The following is a 17,928-nucleotide window of genomic DNA, read 5'->3' as shown; positions in this document are numbered from 1 at the left end:
CGATAGCCTCTCTTTTTTATCGTGAAATAAGTCTTATAGAACTTTCTTCAATAAGTTGTTCATACCGACTAGATCGCCAATGATTTTCTCTAATTGATCAGCATTTACTCTTTCTTGTTGCATGCTATCTCTATGACGAATAGTAACTGTATTGTCCTCTAAAGACTGATGATCCACTGTGATACAGAACGGTGTACCGATCGCATCTTGACGACGGTATCTCTTACCGATAGAGTCTTTCTCGTCGTATTGGATATTGTAGTCTAGTTTCAATTTTGCCATAATCTCTCTTGCTTTTTCTGGAAGACCATCTTTTTTCGTCAATGGTAATACAGCTGCTTTAACAGGAGCAATAGCAGGGTGGAACTTTAATACGACACGTGAATCTTGTTTTTCTTCTGTTGATAAATCTTCCTGAACTAAGCAGTTTGCTAATACCGTTAAGAATAAACGATCTAGACCAATGGAAGTCTCAATAACGTAAGGGATATAGCTTTGATTGATCTCAGGATCGAAATACTGAAGTTTCTTTCCAGAGAATTCTTGATGTTGTTTTAAGTCGAAATCAGTACGAGAGTGGATACCTTCTACTTCTTTGAAACCGAATGGGAATTCGTATTCTACGTCTACCGCAGCATTAGCATAGTGTGCTAATTTTACGTGGTCGTGGAAACGGTATTTCGCAGGATCAGCACCTAATGCTAAGTGCCACTTCAAACGAGTTTCTTTCCATTTTTTATACCAGTCTAATTCAGTGCCTGGGCGTACAAAGAATTGCATCTCCATTTGCTCGAACTCACGCATACGCATGATAAACTGGCGCGCAATGACTTCGTTACGGAATGCTTTACCAATTTGAGCAATACCAAATGGAATCTTCATCCTACCGGTTTTCTGAACATTTAGGAAGTTGACGAAGATACCTTGCGCGGTTTCAGGGCGTAGATATACTTGTTCCGCACCGTCCGCCATGGCACCCATCTGTGTTGCAAACATCAGGTTAAATTGGCGCACGTCTGTCCAGTTTCTAGTTCCTGAAATCGGACATACGATATCGTGATCTTCAATGATATTTTTTAGACGAGCTAAGTCATCTGCATTTAATGCATCATCAAGATCTTTTTGTAACTGAGCAGCTTTTTCGGTTTTCCCATCTTTTTCATAGCGGTCGATCTTGTCCTCAATTAATTGGTCGGCACGATAGCGTTTCTTGGAGTCCTTGTTGTCGATCATAGGATCGTTGAACCCATCTACGTGTCCGGATGCTTTCCAGGTTGTTGGATGCATGAAGATCGCAGCATCAATACCTACGATGTTCTCATTCAATTGAACCATGGATTTCCACCAATAAGACTTAAGGTTGTTTTTCAATTCAGAACCTAATTGGCCGTAATCATATACGGCACTTAAACCGTCGTAAATTTCACTGGAAGGAAACACAAAACCGTACTCCTTCGCATGCGAAATTATATTCTTAAAGAAATCATCTGTTTGCTTACTCATAGGAAGCAAATATAATGTATTCGTATGACTTATTATGCCATTAGGTCGCGAATTTGTTGGCTCGCGTTTTTATTGTCTACTTTTTTGATAATATGTTGGATAACGCCATTTTCATCAATAATGAAGGTAGTTCTAGCAGTTCCCATATATTTTTTGCCATACATGTTTTTCTCTACCCAGACGCCATAATCATTGACGATCTTTTGATCTTCATCTACTAATAGTGTAAAGGGCAATTCGTACTTGTTGATGAACTTCTGATGCGATGCCTCACTATCGATGCTGACACCGATAACTTCATAGCCGTCTTTCAAAAGACTTTGGTAATTGTCTCTAAAGTTACAGGCTTCGGTAGTACAGCCAGGAGTGTTATCTTTCGGGTAGAAGTAAAGAATAACTTTCTTGCCTTTGAAATCGGCAAGTTTAACCTCCTTACCATGCTGATCTTTCGCTTGAATTGCCGGCGCTTTATCGCCTACATCAAATGTTGCCATAATATCTTTTATCTCGTGAATGTTGCTTCGTAGATCTTCTCGTTATCTTTCCAATCCTTCACAACTAATTTGAATTTATGTTGTCCTTTCGATAATGAGGAATCGAAACGATGCCAAATATGTCGGTTCTTCGAATCGTATTCCATCAATACCCACTTGTCATCGATATACGCATTGAATGATTGAATTCCAGAAAAGTTGTCGGAAATAGTGAAATCTATTTTAGATTGGGCACTAACGTTCTTTCCATTGCTAAAGTTGCGCGGAGTAATGGTCGGTGCAATCGTATCCACGGCGACATAGAAAGACCCAAAGTTCCGCGTATTCACGCTAACCCATCCTTTTTCAAGCTTTCCACCTTCAGCGCCATTTTGCACGGAAGCAATTAAAGCCTTGCTTTCTAGGTGTGGGGGTAGATTGGTTGGCTTGATATTCAGCATATAGCTAGAAAATAAAGGGATGTAAGCATTTTGGACATGATGAACATGCGAATAGCTATTCGCAATAGGCGCGCTTTGGCTGTATACAAAGTCCAGGTCGCCATACAAAGTCTCTGTCGGGATTTCTATTTGTAAATGATCAGCAGAGAATTTATTAACCTTGTTGTAGGCGAATCGTTCTCCTTTTAGAGGGTTGGCCTTTGGTTGATATGAAGGGTTATTCCTGATTTGAAAATTCAATTCGCTGCAATTTCCTTGCACATCTTTCACGACATATTTAACATCATGAACTTCTTGATCCTGCAATTCGATGACACCTTCATTTTCCAAGTGTTTGAATATTTCAATTCTATTACCCGGATCTTTAAAACTCTTCTGAACCTTGACTTTTGTTTTTTTCCAGTGCGGATAATCAATATAAGAATGAATACCTCTGGACGTATTGAAATCTAATTCCTCAAATACAACCGTCGAAACGGGTTGCCCATCGATAAACAAATCGATAGAATATACCCCGTTTTGAAAGCCCCCAGCGCGATGTCGATCTATGCTATTGATACCTAATCCAAACTTCCCATTAACGGAAATAGGAGCTCCGGACGCTAGTGCATAACGACCTGAACCTAAAGCTTTCAATTGCATATAACGGCGTCCGGTGAATTCATTAAAGATAGGCTCATTAAGATCATAGACCATGAGTCCGTTGATCGTTGGAGCAAAGTTATCCTTGAATCGAAGTCCAAATAACTGGGTATTTAACGGGCGCTGAGTTTTTGTATCTCGGATTTCGAAATGTAGATGCGGTCCTGCCGAACCACCAGTATTTCCGGCATTGCCGATAAACTGTCCTTTCGTCAATTTTACTTGACCCTCTTTCAACTCCAAGTCCACGTCAAAGCGCTGTTGTTTGTATTGTTCGGCGCGGATGATATTGGTCAAGGCATCATTAAAGCTGTCCATATGTAGATATACCGAAGTATATCCATTGGGATGCGCGATGTAAACAGAGTTTCCCCCGCCGCCGATCTGCACTCGAACGCGCGATACATAGCCTTCAGCAGCAGCATGCAGCGGCAGACCTATTCTTTGCTGCGTGCGATAGTCGTCGCCCGCATGAAAATGTGTAGACCTGAGCTCACCGAATGTTCCCGAAGCATCAGGAGCAATATTCAGGGGATTCCGAAAATAACCCTGTGGGTAATTACGTGAAGTATATATATTATTATTCTGTGCATGGGATGACATCCCAAGGGTAGTAGCAAGTAAAAGTGTGACGAACGTTTTTCTCATTTTATTTAATTTGGCATACAAACATGGAATTTCCCTCCAAAAACCCTTCCAGTTTGTCGCCGATCTGAACAGGGCCCACGCCAACCGGCGTGCCTGTATAAATAAGATCTCCTTTACGGATCGTAATGTATTGCGAAATAAAGCTGATTAATGTGTCATAATCAAAGATCATATCCCTCGTATTTCCTTCCTGAACTGTCTCTCCATTTTTTGTTAAAGAGAAAGTTAGTTCCTGTATGTTCTCAAATTCCTCTTTCGGAATGAGGTTACTGATAACAGCAGAATGATCGAAAGCTTTTGCTAGTTCCCAAGGCAAGCCTTTAGCCTTATGTTCGGCCTGTATATCTCTAGCCGTAAAATCTATTCCCAAACCAATAGCGTCGTAGTATTTGTGTGCAAATTTCTTAGAAACATGCTTCCCTTCATTGCACACACGAAGCACGACTTCCACTTCATAATGTACATCCTTAGAAAACTCCGGAAAATAGAAGTCTTTATTATCTTTCAAAACGGCGGTGTCGGGTTTAAGAAAAATAACCGGTTTCTCAGGAACCGGATTATTCAATTCTTTGGCATGATCTACGTAGTTTCTACCTACTGCTATTATTTTCATGAATGTTATTTATTGATGTAAATGCTCAGGAGATTCCGCTCCAACGGCTTAACAAACTTAGCAAAACTGAGAGGGATTAGCAAGATAAGCGCAGTGCCAAGCGACTGCCTCACGAGACTCATTTTATATTTATAGATTCATATGACCGTTTATATGTTAACTCCTGCTGATTTAACATTGTATTAATATTGCAATAACTAACTTTGTCGTATGAATAACTTTAAAGCTGTACTATTCGATTTAGATGGTACTTTGATAGACTCTGAATACTTTTACTATAGCAATTGGGCACCGATTCTTTCAGAAGATTATGGATTAAGCATAACTTTCGACGATTGGATTTCCAATTTTGCAGGACATACCCTAGCTCGCAACGTTGTTATGTTGAATGAGCAATACAAATTGAAAGTCGATGAAGAAGACATATGGTTTGCAACGCGTTCTAGATATGCAAAAGCAGATATGCGAACGATCAGATTGATGCCACATGCACAAGAAATATTGGAGTTAGTTAAATCGAAAGGGCTAACCACAGGGTTAGTAACCTCCAGTTATAAAACAACAGTAGACACCGTGCTCGGTGAACATAAATTATTAGATTATTTCTCGTTTTTTGTGACTAGAGAATCTGTAGAACAACCTAAGCCCAATCCAGAACCTTATTTACTGGCTACACAGAAGCTCGCTATCCCATCCGAAGAGATCCTGGTAGTAGAAGACACCAGCACAGGATGTACCGCCGCTAAAGCCGCAGGGCTTTATTGCGTTGCTGTTTCTAAACAAGAAGTCGAACGCGAACGCCTTTCTCACGCAGATAAACTTGCCTCTTCGTTAAAAGAAGTGGAAAGTTTATTGTTCTAAACGATTTAGCATTCCAGTTTTCCCGTTTTATTCGTAGATTTAAATCTATTGATTGTAAATCTTATGAATAGACGGACCGCGATTAAGCAGCTATTTGTGGTTGCAGGGGGTATGATGATTGCAACCTCCTGTGATTTCACAGATAAATCAACCAGCATCGTGCTTAATCATCTTAAACTTAATAAAGCAGACGAGGACCTCCTCGCTGAATTGACTGAATCCCTAATCCCTAAAACCGACACGCCGGGCGCTAAGGACCTCAATCTACATCTCTTTGTGATGAAGATGGTCGACGATTGTGCCAGCCCTGAAGAACAGAAAGCTTTCATAGAAGGGTTGAAAGGAGCAGAAACGATTAAAGGAAAGGGGCTAAAGGATATGCAAACCTACCTAGCGGCATTGCCCGCCGAAGATGTCTTTTTCCAACTTCTGAAACGACGTACCATTCAAGGCTACTTGAACTCGGAATATGTCATGAAAAATAAATTGGTGTATGAATTAGTGCCTGGGCGCTATAATGGGGCAATGAAAGTTAACGGATAAGGAATGGCAAATTTAAATATTGATTCTGCGAAAGAACGCAGCTATGATGCTATTGTGATTGGCTCTGGAATATCAGGAGGTTGGTCTGCAAAGGAGCTATGTGAGAAAGGATTAAAAACATTGGTTCTTGAAAGAGGACGTGATGTTCAACATATCAAAGATTACCCGACTACCAATTTATATCCCTGGCAGTTTGAACATCGAGGCGAGATACCCTACGATGTGAAGGAAGAAAACCCCGTGGTTAGCAGATGTTATGCCTTCCGAGAGGATGCACAGCACTTCTTCGTGAAAGATAAGGAGCATCCCTACGTGCAGGAAAAACCATTCGATTGGATACGTGGATACCAGGTAGGAGGGAAGTCCTTGCTGTGGGCCCGCCAAACACAACGTTGGTCCGACTTTGATTTCCAGGGTCCTGCGAGAGACGGCTTCGCTGTCGATTGGCCTATCCGATACGACGACCTCAAGCCATGGTATGATCATGTAGAACGCTTTGCCGGGATCTCGGGCAACAAGGATGGCCTTCCGGAGTTGCCGGATGGCGAATTCCTCCCTGGCTTTCCCTTAAATATCGTCGAAAAATACTTCAAAGAACAGGTTGAATCCAAATACCCTGGACGCAAAGTCATATCGGCTCGTTGCGCGCATCTTTCGAAGCCTAATCAGATTCATCTCGATCAGGGACGCGTACAATGTCAGAATCGATTGCTATGTCAAAGAGGTTGCCCATTTGGTGGCTATTTCAGTTCCAATGCTTCCACGCTACCTTGGGCTGCGAAGACAGGGAACATGACGCTGAGACCAGATTCTGTTGTGCATTCCATCCTTTATGATGATGAAAAAGGAAAAGCGATCGGTGTCAAAGTGATCGACCGAAATACGAAGGAAGAGATTGATTTCTTCGGCAAGCTGATCTTTGTTAATGCTGCCGCCTTGAACAGCAACCTGATTCTCTTGAATTCCAAATCGAAGCGCTTCCCGAATGGACTGGGCAACGATTCGGATACCTTAGGCAAATATGTCGCTTTCCATAATTACAGTGCTCGGATATCTGCAGAGCATGAAGGGCATTTGGATTATAAAGTCGACGGTAAGAACCCTGCAGGTGGAGGTTACATTCCACGTTTCAGAAATCTGCATAAACAAGAAACCGACTTTCTTAGAGGCTACGCTGCTGGCTTTGGAGCATACCGCCGCTCGGGCTCAGACCAATCCGGCATAGGCGAAGACCTGAAATCTTCCTTATTGAATCCGCAATTGGGCAATTGGGGCGTAGGATCGCATATGATGGGAGAAACGATTCCGAAAGCATCAAACTACGTTGCACTCGATGAAACCCAGAAAGACGAATGGGGAATACCGCAATTGAAGATCTCGGTTGACTATGATGACAACGACGCTAAGATGAAAAAGGACTATCTGGATACGATGGAAGAGATGTTCACGGCTGCCGGCTTCACCAATATACAGCGCAATGAATCGTCACAGGCACCAGGCTTAGATATCCATGAAATGGGAGGCGTACGTATGGGCTTCGACCCGAAGACATCGATGTTGAATAAATGGAATCAAATCCACAGCTGTCCAAACGTCTTCGTGACGGACGGTGCTTGTATGACTTCAACATCTACGCAAAACCCTTCCTTAACATATATGGCATTCTCCGCTCGCGCAGTAGACTACGCCATCAACGAACTCAAGAAAGGCAACATCAGTTAGCACCTATCCTAAATCGTATACTATAAACATAAAAAAGGCGCCGTAAGGCGCCTTTTTCAGTATCTAATATCTAATATCTATTGTCTAACGTCTAAATTTCCACTGTCGCATCCATCGCGAAGTCTTCATTCATCAAATGCACGATTTCCATAGACTTCTCATAGTTTGTAGACTTCTTCGAGAAAAAGTCATGCTGCGTAGTCTCTGTATTCAAACCGTTCAATACAATAGGATTCACTTGTTTTACTTCAAAGATCGGCTCGAAACCTAAGTTCATTAAGGCCTTGTTACCATTATAACGAACATACTCTTTTACCTCAGCAGTTAAACCTACCACGGTATAAAGCTCTTCAGTGTACTTAATTTCGTTTTCGTATAAGTCATTCAATAAAGCCAAGAAACGTTGTTTTACTTCCTCTTTGTTCGGAAGTTTAGCGAATACTTCTTGAGCAACTAGCCCTACGAATACACCGTGGATAGACTCATCAGCAACGATTTTCTTGATGATATCTGCTGATGCTACCATCTGACCCTGACCACATAACCATAACGGTAAGAAGAATCCAGAGTAGAATAAGAAAGACTCTAATAATACAGATGCTGCCATAGCCATGAACAGCTCCTCGTTAGAAACCTTTTCTTTATCGATTCCGCGATAGTGTTTGTCGATTGTAGCCGCTTTATACTGCAAGAATTTATTCTGCGAAACCCAACCGAATACATCGTTGATTTCGTTTGTTGTCGATACGGTGGTAAAGATCGTAGAGTACGATTTAGCGTGGATAGCTTCCATCATACACATGTAAGACAATACCGCTTTGTTCTGCAAAGAATCGATATGGTCGATGATCTTCGGCATACCTGTATGCGATTGCAGGGTATCCAATAAAGTCAAACCACCTAATGCTTTCTTATAACATTCCTTCATATCCCAGCTCAAACCTTTCCAGCTGTCGATATCTTTGGAAGGAATATACTCGGTGTCAATCCAGAATTGCTTAATATTTTGTTCCCAGAACATCAACGCATAATCGTTATCTGGTGTGTTCCAGTTTACCGCGGTAAATTGTTTGCTCATTTTATTCAGTATCGTTGGTGAAAGAGGCTGAATCGATGTAGATGTCCTACATGCAATTCAGCCCTCTAGTAATATCTTTATCTATTTGTTGTGGAATCTATGCCGAACAAGAGATACACTCTTCAATCGTGGATTTACGTGTTCTTGTGTAATACAAGGACTTCAATCCTAATTTATGCGCATAGATATAGTACTTCGCTAAGTCGCGCGTAGAATCCTTAGAATTCGTGTGAAGGATAGTCGATACCCCTTGGTCAATATGACGTTGGATAACCGAGATCAATTTCAACACTTTCATCTGATCCATATCATAAGCCGACTTGAAGTAGAAATAGTTGTCGTTCGTTAAGTAAGGCATAGGGTAGTAGGTTGTACTATCTCCATACTCTCTTACCTCAATGATATCTACAATCGGCATCACAGAAGCCGTAGCGTTCATGATGTACGAAGTCGACTGGTTAGGAGCGATCGCCAAGCGGTAAGCATGGTAGATACCGTGCTCTTTTACCTGAGCTTTCAAGTTGTCCCAATCCTCAACTGTAGGGATATGAACACCAGCGAATAATTCTTTAACTTTATCAGTTTTTGGTAAGTAATCGCGGTTTAAGTACTTGTCGAAGTATGTTCCGTCAGCATAAGCAGATTTCTCAAAGCCTACGAATGTTCTACCGCGCTCTTTCGCAATCTCCATAGAAGCTTCGATAGAGTAGTAGTTCATCATCATGAAGAATGTATTCGCGAAGTCTAATGCCTCAGTAGATTCATACATGATAAAGCTTTTCGCTAAATAACCGTGTAAGTTCATCGCTCCTAAACCAACAGAGTGCAATTCTTTGTTCGCTTTAGCAATCGATGGAACCATCTCGATGTTCGTTACGTCAGTAACCACTGTCAATGCACGCATCGCTGTTTTTACGGTTTCCTTGATACGTTTGTTGTCCATAACGGTCGCTACGTTCAAAGAACCTAGGTTACAGGAAATACCATAACGGATGGTATCTTCTTTACCGTAGATATTAATATCCGACACTTCTGAAACCTGCATAATCTCAGTACACAAGTTTGAGAATTTAACCTTGCCAATGCCATTCAAAGCATGCTCGCGGTTCGTGTTCTCCTTGAAGAAGATATATGGATATCCTGATTCTTTCTGTGTCTGTGCAATCTTCACTAATAAGTGACGTGCATTGATTTTTTTCTTTTTAACATTTGGATTGGTGATCAGCTCATCGTACATCTCATCCATATCCAATTCGTCTAGGTATTTACCATACTCTTGCATTACCGTATGTGGGTAAATTAAGTAGCAAGGCTCGTCTTTCTCCGCCAATTCCATGAATTTATCAGGAACGATGATACCGATAGACAATGATTTAATACGTACTTTCTCGTCTACGTTGATTTTCTTACAGTCTAAGAACTCCTCGATATCCGAGTGGAAAATATTTAAGTACACAGCTCCTGCGCCCGGACGTTGTCCTAATTGGTTAGCGTAAGAGAATGTATCCTCCATGATCTTCATGATAGGCAATACACCGCCTGCACGGCCCTCAACACCTTTGATAGCCTCACCACGAGCACGAATCTTAGAGATGTTGAATGATACACCACCACCGATAGATGAAAGCTTCATAGCTGAATCTACCGCATAGCCGATACCGTTTAAGTTATCACCAATTTCATCTAGGAAACAGGAAACCAACTCGCCGGAACGTTTCTTTCCAGCGTTCAAGAATGTCGGGGTAGCGGGCTGATATTCTTGATTGATCATGATTTCTGCATACTCAATAGCTTTCTGTACGCCCTCTTCTCTTGCCAAGAATAAAGATACAGCAACAACGCGGTCTTCATAGCGCTCTAAAAACTTCTCGCCAGAGTCGTCGCGCAAGGCGTAACTTTGGAAGAATTTAAACGCTGCCATGAACGATTGGAAACGGAATTTCTTAGCGAATACATAATTGTAAACCTCTTCCATTTGCTCGAATGTAAACCATTCATAGAAATCAATGTAATAGTTGTTTTCTATTAAATAATCTACTTTCTCCTTCAATGTGTAAAAGAATACAGTATTCTTATTTACATATTCAAGGAAATAGGCGCGTACAGCCTCTTTATCTTTGTGGAGGCTGAACTCGTCATCATGTTTGATCATGATTTCGTTGTTAAGCAATATCCAATTTTTCGCTACCTCGTTTGCTATCATAGTGCTGATTTTTGATGATGTCAATAAATTGATTAATATCTTCCAATGTGCCAGAAAGTTCAAATTTCATCGCCAATGGAATGGCATAGTGATCCGAAATCTTCTCCGCTGCGATCGCGTAGTTTCGTCCCCAGTTGCGATTACCGCTAGATGTTACCGAGTAAAGGTGCTCTGCGAATTTATTCGCGAAACCCTCGGTCTTATCAGGAACCTTGCCGAAATTGGTGGTATATGTTACCAAATGGCCGGGCTCAGTAATTACCGTATCCTCTTGAATACGAATAGCTGTCCAGCCTGTAACTTGGATCACTTTGTTGATAAAGCGCTCCACGTTGCCTGTTCGTGAGTCGTAATATAGATAAATCATAGATATAGGCTAAATGATTTAATATTATAATGCGATCTGATCTAACTCGGCAGGGTTAAATCCAATGATACGATTCTTAATCTCGTCGTTCTCCAAAACGATTACCGTCGGCACCGTTCGAACTTTAAACTTAACAGCTAATTCCGGCTCGTCGAATGGATTAATAGTTTCGTAGGCAATACCTTTGTTGTCTAAGTATGCCGATACCTGTGCGCATGGTGCACAGTCATTTTTTTCGAATTTAATGATTCTTGCCATGTTATATTAAGTTTGAAAATCCCAAGCTCGGTAGTAGAGTCCGGAACTTTGATAAATGAAAAAACGTTTGATTGGAGAAGGTTACATTCTCAACTAGAACAAATATCTCATTAATATCTTCAGATACTAAGCTATACTTTTCCACATTGTCCACAACTATCCGCTTAAAACGCGCTTGGCAACACGTGGGTAATAATAAGCTGTTGATTTTCAAGGATTCTACTATGTGGATAACTTGATATGAGGAATTTGTTACGCAAAATACACTGCAATTTGTTCCGTTTTTTTAGTGTCATTTTATCTGCAAAAAATAGGCTTTTTATTCCATTTTGCTATATGGAAATCGGATTCGAAAATACAAGAAATTAACCTAAAAATAACAGTCTCTGTAAAAGACTTGTCGCAATATCCGTTAACCCGTTTAATTCAGTATTTTAGGACTTCCAAAAATAACATTGAATTAATATTAACAATTGCATTATGAAAAATTACTTTCTAATAGTCTTTCTCTTGTTAAGTACGCTGGGCTTTGCGCAAGAAAACTTGAGCTACCAAAAGCCATCGGCAGAAATCTTAGCATTAGCAGACTATCAAAGGCCTCCAGCAGTAGTGATTAGCCCCGATAAAAATTGGGTACTATTCCTTTACAGACCAACTTATAAAAGTCTTACTGACCTTGGCCAAGCAGAAACTCGTTTGGCAGGTCTACGTATGAATGCTGCTACGGGTATGCCTAGCGATGAAGTATTTTACAACGATATCGATTTGCGCTCGATGGACGGAAAGCAGACTTTTGACAAGCTTAACCTCCCTAACAACGCCCTGATCGCTAACTTAAGCTTTTCGCCTAACTCTAAAAAAGCAGCATTTACTATCACTGCAGAAAATGGAACAGCGCTTTATGTATTGGATCTAGCGACACGCAGAATTGATAGATTAACGCGCGAAGAACTTAATGCGGTGCTGGACGCGCCATTCCGTTGGAATCGCACTTCGGATAAATTGCTGGTTAACAAAAGAGTGATTCCGCCCGTACGTCGCATCGATGACGACAATGTTCCTGCCGGCCCTATCGTTTCGACAAGCGGCGGTCAGATTTCCCAACTACGTACCTACCAAGATCTATTGAAAACTCCACAAGACGAGGAACAGTTCGTCGAACTGGGCAATTCCCAACTAGTATGGGTAGACCTGCAAGGAAAAGAAGAGAAGTTTAAAGACGCCGATCTATATGTAGGTTCTAGTATTTCGCCTGATGGCAACTATGTAATGGTGAGCACCTTGAAAAAACCATTCTCCTATGTGGTTCCATATTATAACTTCCCACAGGAAACGAATATTTACGACTTGAAGGGCAACTTGGTTAAAAAGGTAAACGAAACACCTTTGATTGAGGTGATGCCTAAGGGTTTCTCTTCGGTTAGACCGGGCAAACGTGCATTTAGCTGGCGTCCCGACAAAGCAGCGACCTTATCGTTTGTGGAAGCTATCGATGGGGGCGATGCAAGCAAGGCCGCAGAATGGCGCGACGAGCTATTCAACTGGGAAGCACCTTTCAACGGCTCACCCAAATCGTTGATGAAAATAGCAGACCGCTTTGGCGGCGCATTCTACGGAAATGATCAATACGCTTTGGTAAGTTCACGCTGGTATGATACCAGAAACGTGAAAACATTCTTGCTGAACCCAACGACAGGTGAAACGAAGCTAATCGACGATAGAAATAGCCAGGATGTGTATGGTGATCCTGGAAAAGTACATTTGGATAAAAACAACTTCGGAACCTATAGCATGTACATCAATAAAGACAATATCTATTTGATCGGCGATGGGTATACGAAAGAAGGTGAGTTCCCATTTATCGACGAGATGAACTTGAAGACTTTGAAGAAGAAACGTTTATATACCGCAAAGGCTTCTGAAATGCAAGAGCGTATCTCATCAGTAGTGGATATTAACAAAGGTGATATCATCGTTTCCTTACAATCGCCAAAGGATTTTCCAAACTACTACAGCAAGAATATCAAATCGGGCAAACAAAAGGCAGTAACCAACATTCAAAACCCATTTCAATCTTTGGAAGCAGTTCATAAGGAAGTATTGAACTATAAGCGTAAAGACGGCGTGGAACTTTCCGGCACCTTATATCTTCCGGCTGGCTATGACAAGTCGAAAAAGGAGAAACTACCCTTGTTAATCTGGGCTTATCCAAGAGAATATAAAGACAAGGCGACTGCCGGACAAAGCACCAACAACCCGAAGGAATTTACATTCCCTAACTATGGTTCTTTCGTTTATTGGGTATCTAAAGGATACGCCGTTCTTGACAATGCCGCATTCCCAATCGTAGGTGAAGGTACAGCTGAACCCAATGATACGTTTATTCCTCAATTGGTTGCCAACGCCGAGGCAGCGATTGACGCCGTCGATCAACTAGGATATATCGACCGCAGCCGCGTTGCGGTAGGTGGCCACTCTTACGGCGCTTTTATGACAGCACACTTGTTGAGCAACTCAAAACTGTTTGCAGCTGGTATCGCACGTTCTGGTGCATACAACCGTACGCTAACACCTTTCGGATTCCAAAGCGAGCAACGCAACTTCTGGGATAATCCTGAGCTTTACGTAACGATGTCGCCATTTATGAGTGCTGACCGCATGAAAACACCGATGTTGCTAGTGCACGGCGCAGCGGATAACAACCCTGGAACTTTTACATTACAAACTGAACGCTATTTCCAAGCATTGAAAAACCTAGGGGCCCCGGTCCGCATGGTTATCCTACCTCGCGAATCACACGGATATGCAGCTAAGGAAAATATCTTCCACTTATTATGGGAACAAGACCAGTTTTTGGAAAAGTATTTGAAGAAGTAGATTTTAGACATTAGATATTAGACATTAGATTTTAGAGCAGGGGTGAATTCACTCCTGCTTTTTTTGTGCTGTTTTGAACAAGGAAAGGAAGGGGAATTTGTCTTTTAAGCGAGAATAAAGGTTGTTTTGAATGAGGAAAAGAGGGATGCAAGGATTGACAGGATCCTGCTCATCTTTTCATCCTTCCTTTCCTGGTTCAAAGACAACCCATCCTTCCCTTCCAAATCAACCAATCAACCAATCAATCAATCAATCAATCAATCAAGCAAACAAACTATACTGTCTAACATCTAATATCTAATATCTAATATCTCACGTCATAGGTCTAACTACTAAATACTAACTACTAACTACTCCCAATTGAAACCCCAATCAAACCCGCTTCCGAGCGGGTTTGATTGGGGTTTCAATTGGGTTTGTAAGGGTTTTGAAAGGGAAGTGTATCGAAGGATGTTAGAATAGTATATGCAGCTTATTGGTCTGCTTTTACATCCATACTTAGTCCGTATGTTCCCCATCCCAGATGGATTTTTCCGGTCTGGTCTGCTGTAATTTTTAGTCTTTCTAGCGATTCTGTTGTAGTTTCGTTAGGTACTTCGACTTTTAGGACGTCATCTTTTTCCTCGAATTTGGTACCCCATTGTTGCCAATTTTTATTAAAAATTAGGGTGCTGCTTTGCTCTCCCGGAATGGTGTTTAAACCGTACTTTCCTGCTGGAAGTTTTTGTCCGTTTACCGTTACGTTTTTGTCAAATTCGATGGTGGTTGTTTCGTTAGCGCCCGTACGCCAGCGCTCGCCAGGCTTCACAAGGTCTACGCCTATTTCGCGTCCCTTTAATGAGGGGCTACCATAGCGGATATTGATCGTAACGCCGTCGCTGGTGGTCACTGTTGAACTGTCGAGTGGGCTTGCAACTTGTTTCGGTTTATCGGCCTTCGTCATTTTTGTCGCTGGCATCGTTGCCTTGGGCATAGGCGGTTTCTGCGCGTATCCAAGTGTGCATAAGAGCAGAAAACTGATTAGGAATGTTATATTTTTCATATTTCCTCCTTTTGGATTAGTATGTAAATAGAACAAGCCCATCTAAAAATAGTTTGCAGGCGAAAGTGTTAAAATATTGATTATGAATTGGTTTATCTGCTGGTTGAAAATGAAAAGGGGCTGCAGTGCGCAGCCCCCATTTCTAAATATAAGGAACGGTTAGTTGAGCAGTTAAACAAGGTATTCAAATAACGTTTGATCCTTGTTGACTTCGATGAAGTCGAATTTATAAGACTTTAATCGTTCTATAAAGCTGGTATAATCTTTTGGATCGTTCAGCTCGATACCGATAAGTGCCGGACCACGCTCGCGTTCGGTCTTTTTGATGTATTCAAAGCGTGTGATATCATCCTTAGGACCTAATACTTCGGTTACTAATAGACGTAATGCACCGGGGCGCTGTGGGAATCGGACGATAAAGTAATGTTTGAAGCCTTCGTAAAGCAGCGACATTTCTTTTATTTCGCTCATGCGGTCGATGTCATTATTTCCGCCCGAAACGATACAAACTACCTTCTTGCCTTTGATTTCTTCTTTATGGAATTCTAGTGCTGCGATAGATAGCGCTCCGGCTGGTTCTACGACAATCGCATCTTTATTGTAAAGTTCTAATATGGTCGTACAAATCTTTCCCTCTGGGATGGATTTTACGCTATCTAACAGTTGACTGCTAATTTCGTAGGTCAGTGCACCGATTTTCTTTACAGCAGCGCCATCAACAAATTTGTTGATCTGTTCCAATTCAATTGGACTGCCATTTTCCAACGCAGCCTGCATGGAAGGTGCGCCTTCTGGTTCGACACCATAGCATTTTACATTCGGTGCAAACTTCTTCATGTGGTAGCTGACGCCTGAGGACAAGCCTCCACCACCAATGGGGATAAATACAGCATCAATATCCGGTTGATCTTCTAGAATTTCCACGGCTACAGTTCCCTGTCCTTCGATAATCTTGATGTCGTCAAACGGAGGGATGAACGTCATGTGATGTTCTGCAGCATAAGCTAGCGCGCCTTTTTGACAGTCATCAAAGGTGTCGCCCGTAAGGACGATTTCGATATTGCCATTTCCCCACATTTCTGTTTGGGTAATCTTCTGGCGAGGGGTAGGGCCTGGCATAAAAATAACGCCCTTGATGTTCAGTCGCTTGCAGGATAGCGCTACGCCTTGGGCATGGTTGCCCGCAGACGCGCATACAACGCCATGCGACAGTTCTTCAGCAGAAAGACTGCTGATTTTATTGAATGCTCCTCTAAGTTTATAGGAGCGTACTACTTGTAGGTCTTCTCGTTTCAGATAGACTTCGGCGCTATACTTCTCCGATAAATGGTGGTTGTATTGTAAAGGAGTCCTTTTTACTACATCCTTGATTTGTTCTTTGGCCTGAACGCTATCTATGGTTAAGGTTGATAAATCCAAACTCATGTTGGTATTGATTTGTATTAGGGAGTTAAAAGGCTGGAAAACCCAGCCTTTTATTATTATTTTACTAGTGTTAGTAAATCTTCGTCGTTGATGTCTTTCTTCGCATCGGCTAATACTAAGAAACGTTGATAACAATCGGCAAGACTATCTTTGTCTAGGTTGTAGCCTAGGCGCTCTAGGTGATGCTTCAAGGCATGGCGACCGGAGCGTGCCGTAAGGATGATATCGGCTTCTAATAAACCTACATCTTCCGGGCGGATAATCTCATAATTCTCTCTGTGTTTTAGGAATCCATCTTGGTGGATACCCGAACTGTGAGCGAATGCATTGCGGCCAACGATTGCCTTGTTAGGCTGTACAGGCATGTTCATCATTTCGCTAACCTTGCGAGAAAGCGCGGTGAACATGGTGCTGTCGATGTTGGATGTGATGCCGCCGAACGATTGCTTATGAACTTTTAAGATCATAGCTACTTCCTCTAACGAAGTATTTCCGGCACGTTCGCCAATACCATTGATGGTACATTCCACCTGGCGAGCACCGTTCTGTACAGCAGCGATAGAGTTTGCCGTCGCCAGACCTAGGTCGTTGTGGCAATGTGCAGAGATGATAGCTTGGTCGATGTTTTGAACATGATCTTTTAAGTATTTGATTTTAGCACCGTATTGATCCGGCAAACAGTAACCGTTTGTATCCGGGATATTGACTACCGTTGCGCCTGCGCCAATTACGGCTTCGATCATTTGTGCTAAGAATGCTAAATCAGCACGTCCGGCATCTTCCGCGTAGAACTCTACGTCTTCGACATAGGTTTTTGCATGTTTCACCGCTTCAACCGCACGCTCTAAGATTTCCTCGCGTGTGCTGTTGAATTTGTACTTGATATGCATGTCTGATGAGCCGATACCAGTGTGTATTCTTGGTCGCTTCGCATATTTCAATGCTTCAGCAGCTACATCAATATCGTTTTTGTTAGCACGGGTCAGTGCACAGATAATTACATTGTTGACAGCTTTAGATAATTCCACTACGGATTGGAAATCGCCAGGACTAGATACAGGGAAGCCAGCCTCAATGATATCGACGCCTAGGCGTTCCAAATCTTTGGCAATCTCGACTTTCTCTGGTGTCGTTAATTGACATCCCGGTACTTGTTCTCCATCTCTCAAGGTAGTGTCGAAAATGTATAAGTGATTAGGATCGTGTAACATG

The 17,928-nt window shown here is 42.0% G+C and carries 15 protein-coding genes; 4 read left to right on the top strand and 11 right to left on the bottom strand.

All coding sequences use genetic code 11. The annotated features are described in order from the left end of the window. Positions 1–33: 33 nt before the first annotated feature. From B2400_RS01580 to B2400_RS01565, 4 genes are read right to left on the bottom strand one after another with little or no spacing between them, the layout of a single operon-like run. A complete protein-coding gene (locus B2400_RS01580; RefSeq protein ID WP_149524893.1) occupies positions 34–1,503 on the bottom strand; it encodes a glycine--tRNA ligase in 1,470 nt (489 codons plus the stop codon). Positions 1,504–1,535: 32 nt separating this feature from the next. Continuing rightward, a complete protein-coding gene (gene bcp / locus B2400_RS01575) occupies positions 1,536–1,997 on the bottom strand; it encodes a thioredoxin-dependent thiol peroxidase (protein ID WP_293930363.1) in 462 nt (153 codons plus the stop codon). Between the two features lie 8 nt (positions 1,998–2,005). Then, complete coding sequence (locus B2400_RS01570; RefSeq protein ID WP_293930361.1) at positions 2,006–3,727, bottom strand: M23 family metallopeptidase; 1,722 nt, start codon at positions 3,725–3,727, stop codon at positions 2,006–2,008. Between the two features lies 1 nt (position 3,728). Further along, positions 3,729–4,340, bottom strand: a complete 612-nt coding sequence (locus B2400_RS01565) for a fumarylacetoacetate hydrolase family protein (protein WP_149524896.1) — start codon at positions 4,338–4,340, stop codon at positions 3,729–3,731. 210 nt (positions 4,341–4,550) lie between these two features. On the opposite strand from B2400_RS01565, the gene B2400_RS01560 reads away from it, so the two are divergent. The 3 genes from B2400_RS01560 (at position 4,551) to B2400_RS01550 (ending at position 7,466) form a co-directional block, all read left to right on the top strand. Next, positions 4,551–5,201 carry an HAD family hydrolase gene (locus tag B2400_RS01560; protein ID WP_293930359.1) on the top strand — a complete coding sequence of 217 codons (651 nt, stop codon included), beginning with the start codon at positions 4,551–4,553 and terminating at the stop codon, positions 5,199–5,201. A 63-nt stretch (positions 5,202–5,264) separates the two neighbouring features. Further along, complete coding sequence (locus B2400_RS01555) at positions 5,265–5,744, top strand: gluconate 2-dehydrogenase subunit 3 family protein (protein ID WP_149524899.1); 480 nt, start codon at positions 5,265–5,267, stop codon at positions 5,742–5,744. A 3-nt stretch (positions 5,745–5,747) separates the two neighbouring features. Continuing rightward, positions 5,748–7,466 carry a GMC oxidoreductase gene (locus B2400_RS01550; protein ID WP_293930356.1) on the top strand — a complete coding sequence of 573 codons (1,719 nt, stop codon included), beginning with the start codon at positions 5,748–5,750 and terminating at the stop codon, positions 7,464–7,466. A 91-nt stretch (positions 7,467–7,557) separates the two neighbouring features. On the opposite strand, the gene nrdF is transcribed toward B2400_RS01550, so the two are convergent. The 4 genes from nrdF to B2400_RS01530 form a co-directional block, all read right to left on the bottom strand. Further along, positions 7,558–8,544, bottom strand: coding sequence for a class 1b ribonucleoside-diphosphate reductase subunit beta (nrdF, locus tag B2400_RS01545; RefSeq protein WP_149524902.1), 987 nt, complete (start codon positions 8,542–8,544; stop codon positions 7,558–7,560). Between the two features lie 97 nt (positions 8,545–8,641). Next, positions 8,642–10,747, bottom strand: coding sequence for a class 1b ribonucleoside-diphosphate reductase subunit alpha (gene nrdE, locus B2400_RS01540; RefSeq protein WP_149524903.1), 2,106 nt, complete (start codon positions 10,745–10,747; stop codon positions 8,642–8,644). Beyond that, a complete protein-coding gene (gene nrdI, locus B2400_RS01535; RefSeq protein WP_187773969.1) occupies positions 10,707–11,114 on the bottom strand; it encodes a class Ib ribonucleoside-diphosphate reductase assembly flavoprotein NrdI in 408 nt (135 codons plus the stop codon). Before nrdI ends, nrdE begins: the two co-directional genes overlap by 41 nt. A 24-nt stretch (positions 11,115–11,138) precedes the next feature. Next, positions 11,139–11,372 (bottom strand): glutaredoxin family protein, encoded by a 234-nt coding sequence (locus B2400_RS01530; RefSeq protein WP_149524904.1) that lies wholly within the window; start codon positions 11,370–11,372, stop codon positions 11,139–11,141. Positions 11,373–11,852: 480 nt separating this feature from the next. Between B2400_RS01530 and B2400_RS01525 the strand changes: the two genes are divergently transcribed. Then, positions 11,853–14,249: an alpha/beta hydrolase family protein gene (locus tag B2400_RS01525; RefSeq protein ID WP_293930352.1), complete on the top strand. Its 2,397-nt coding sequence runs from the start codon at positions 11,853–11,855 to the stop codon at positions 14,247–14,249. Positions 14,250–14,721: 472 nt separating this feature from the next. On the opposite strand, the gene B2400_RS01520 is transcribed toward B2400_RS01525, so the two are convergent. The 3 genes from B2400_RS01520 to B2400_RS01510 form a co-directional block, all read right to left on the bottom strand. After that, on the bottom strand, positions 14,722–15,291 hold the full coding sequence (locus B2400_RS01520) for a DUF2911 domain-containing protein (protein WP_149524906.1): 570 nt from the start codon (positions 15,289–15,291) through the stop codon (positions 14,722–14,724). Between the two features lie 171 nt (positions 15,292–15,462). Next, positions 15,463–16,716 (bottom strand): threonine ammonia-lyase IlvA, encoded by a 1,254-nt coding sequence (gene ilvA, locus B2400_RS01515; RefSeq protein WP_149524908.1) that lies wholly within the window; start codon positions 16,714–16,716, stop codon positions 15,463–15,465. Positions 16,717–16,772: 56 nt separating this feature from the next. Continuing rightward, on the bottom strand, positions 16,773–17,927 hold the full coding sequence (locus B2400_RS01510; RefSeq protein ID WP_149524910.1) for a 2-isopropylmalate synthase: 1,155 nt from the start codon (positions 17,925–17,927) through the stop codon (positions 16,773–16,775). Position 17,928 lies beyond the last annotated feature (1 nt).

The sequence above is a fragment of the Sphingobacterium sp. UBA6645 genome (genome assembly GCF_002455685.1).
Lineage (GTDB): Bacteria > Bacteroidota > Bacteroidia > Sphingobacteriales > Sphingobacteriaceae > Sphingobacterium > Sphingobacterium hotanense.
The sequence above is the reverse complement of the archived record's forward strand: the minus strand, read 5'-3'. Positions and strand labels throughout refer to the sequence as shown.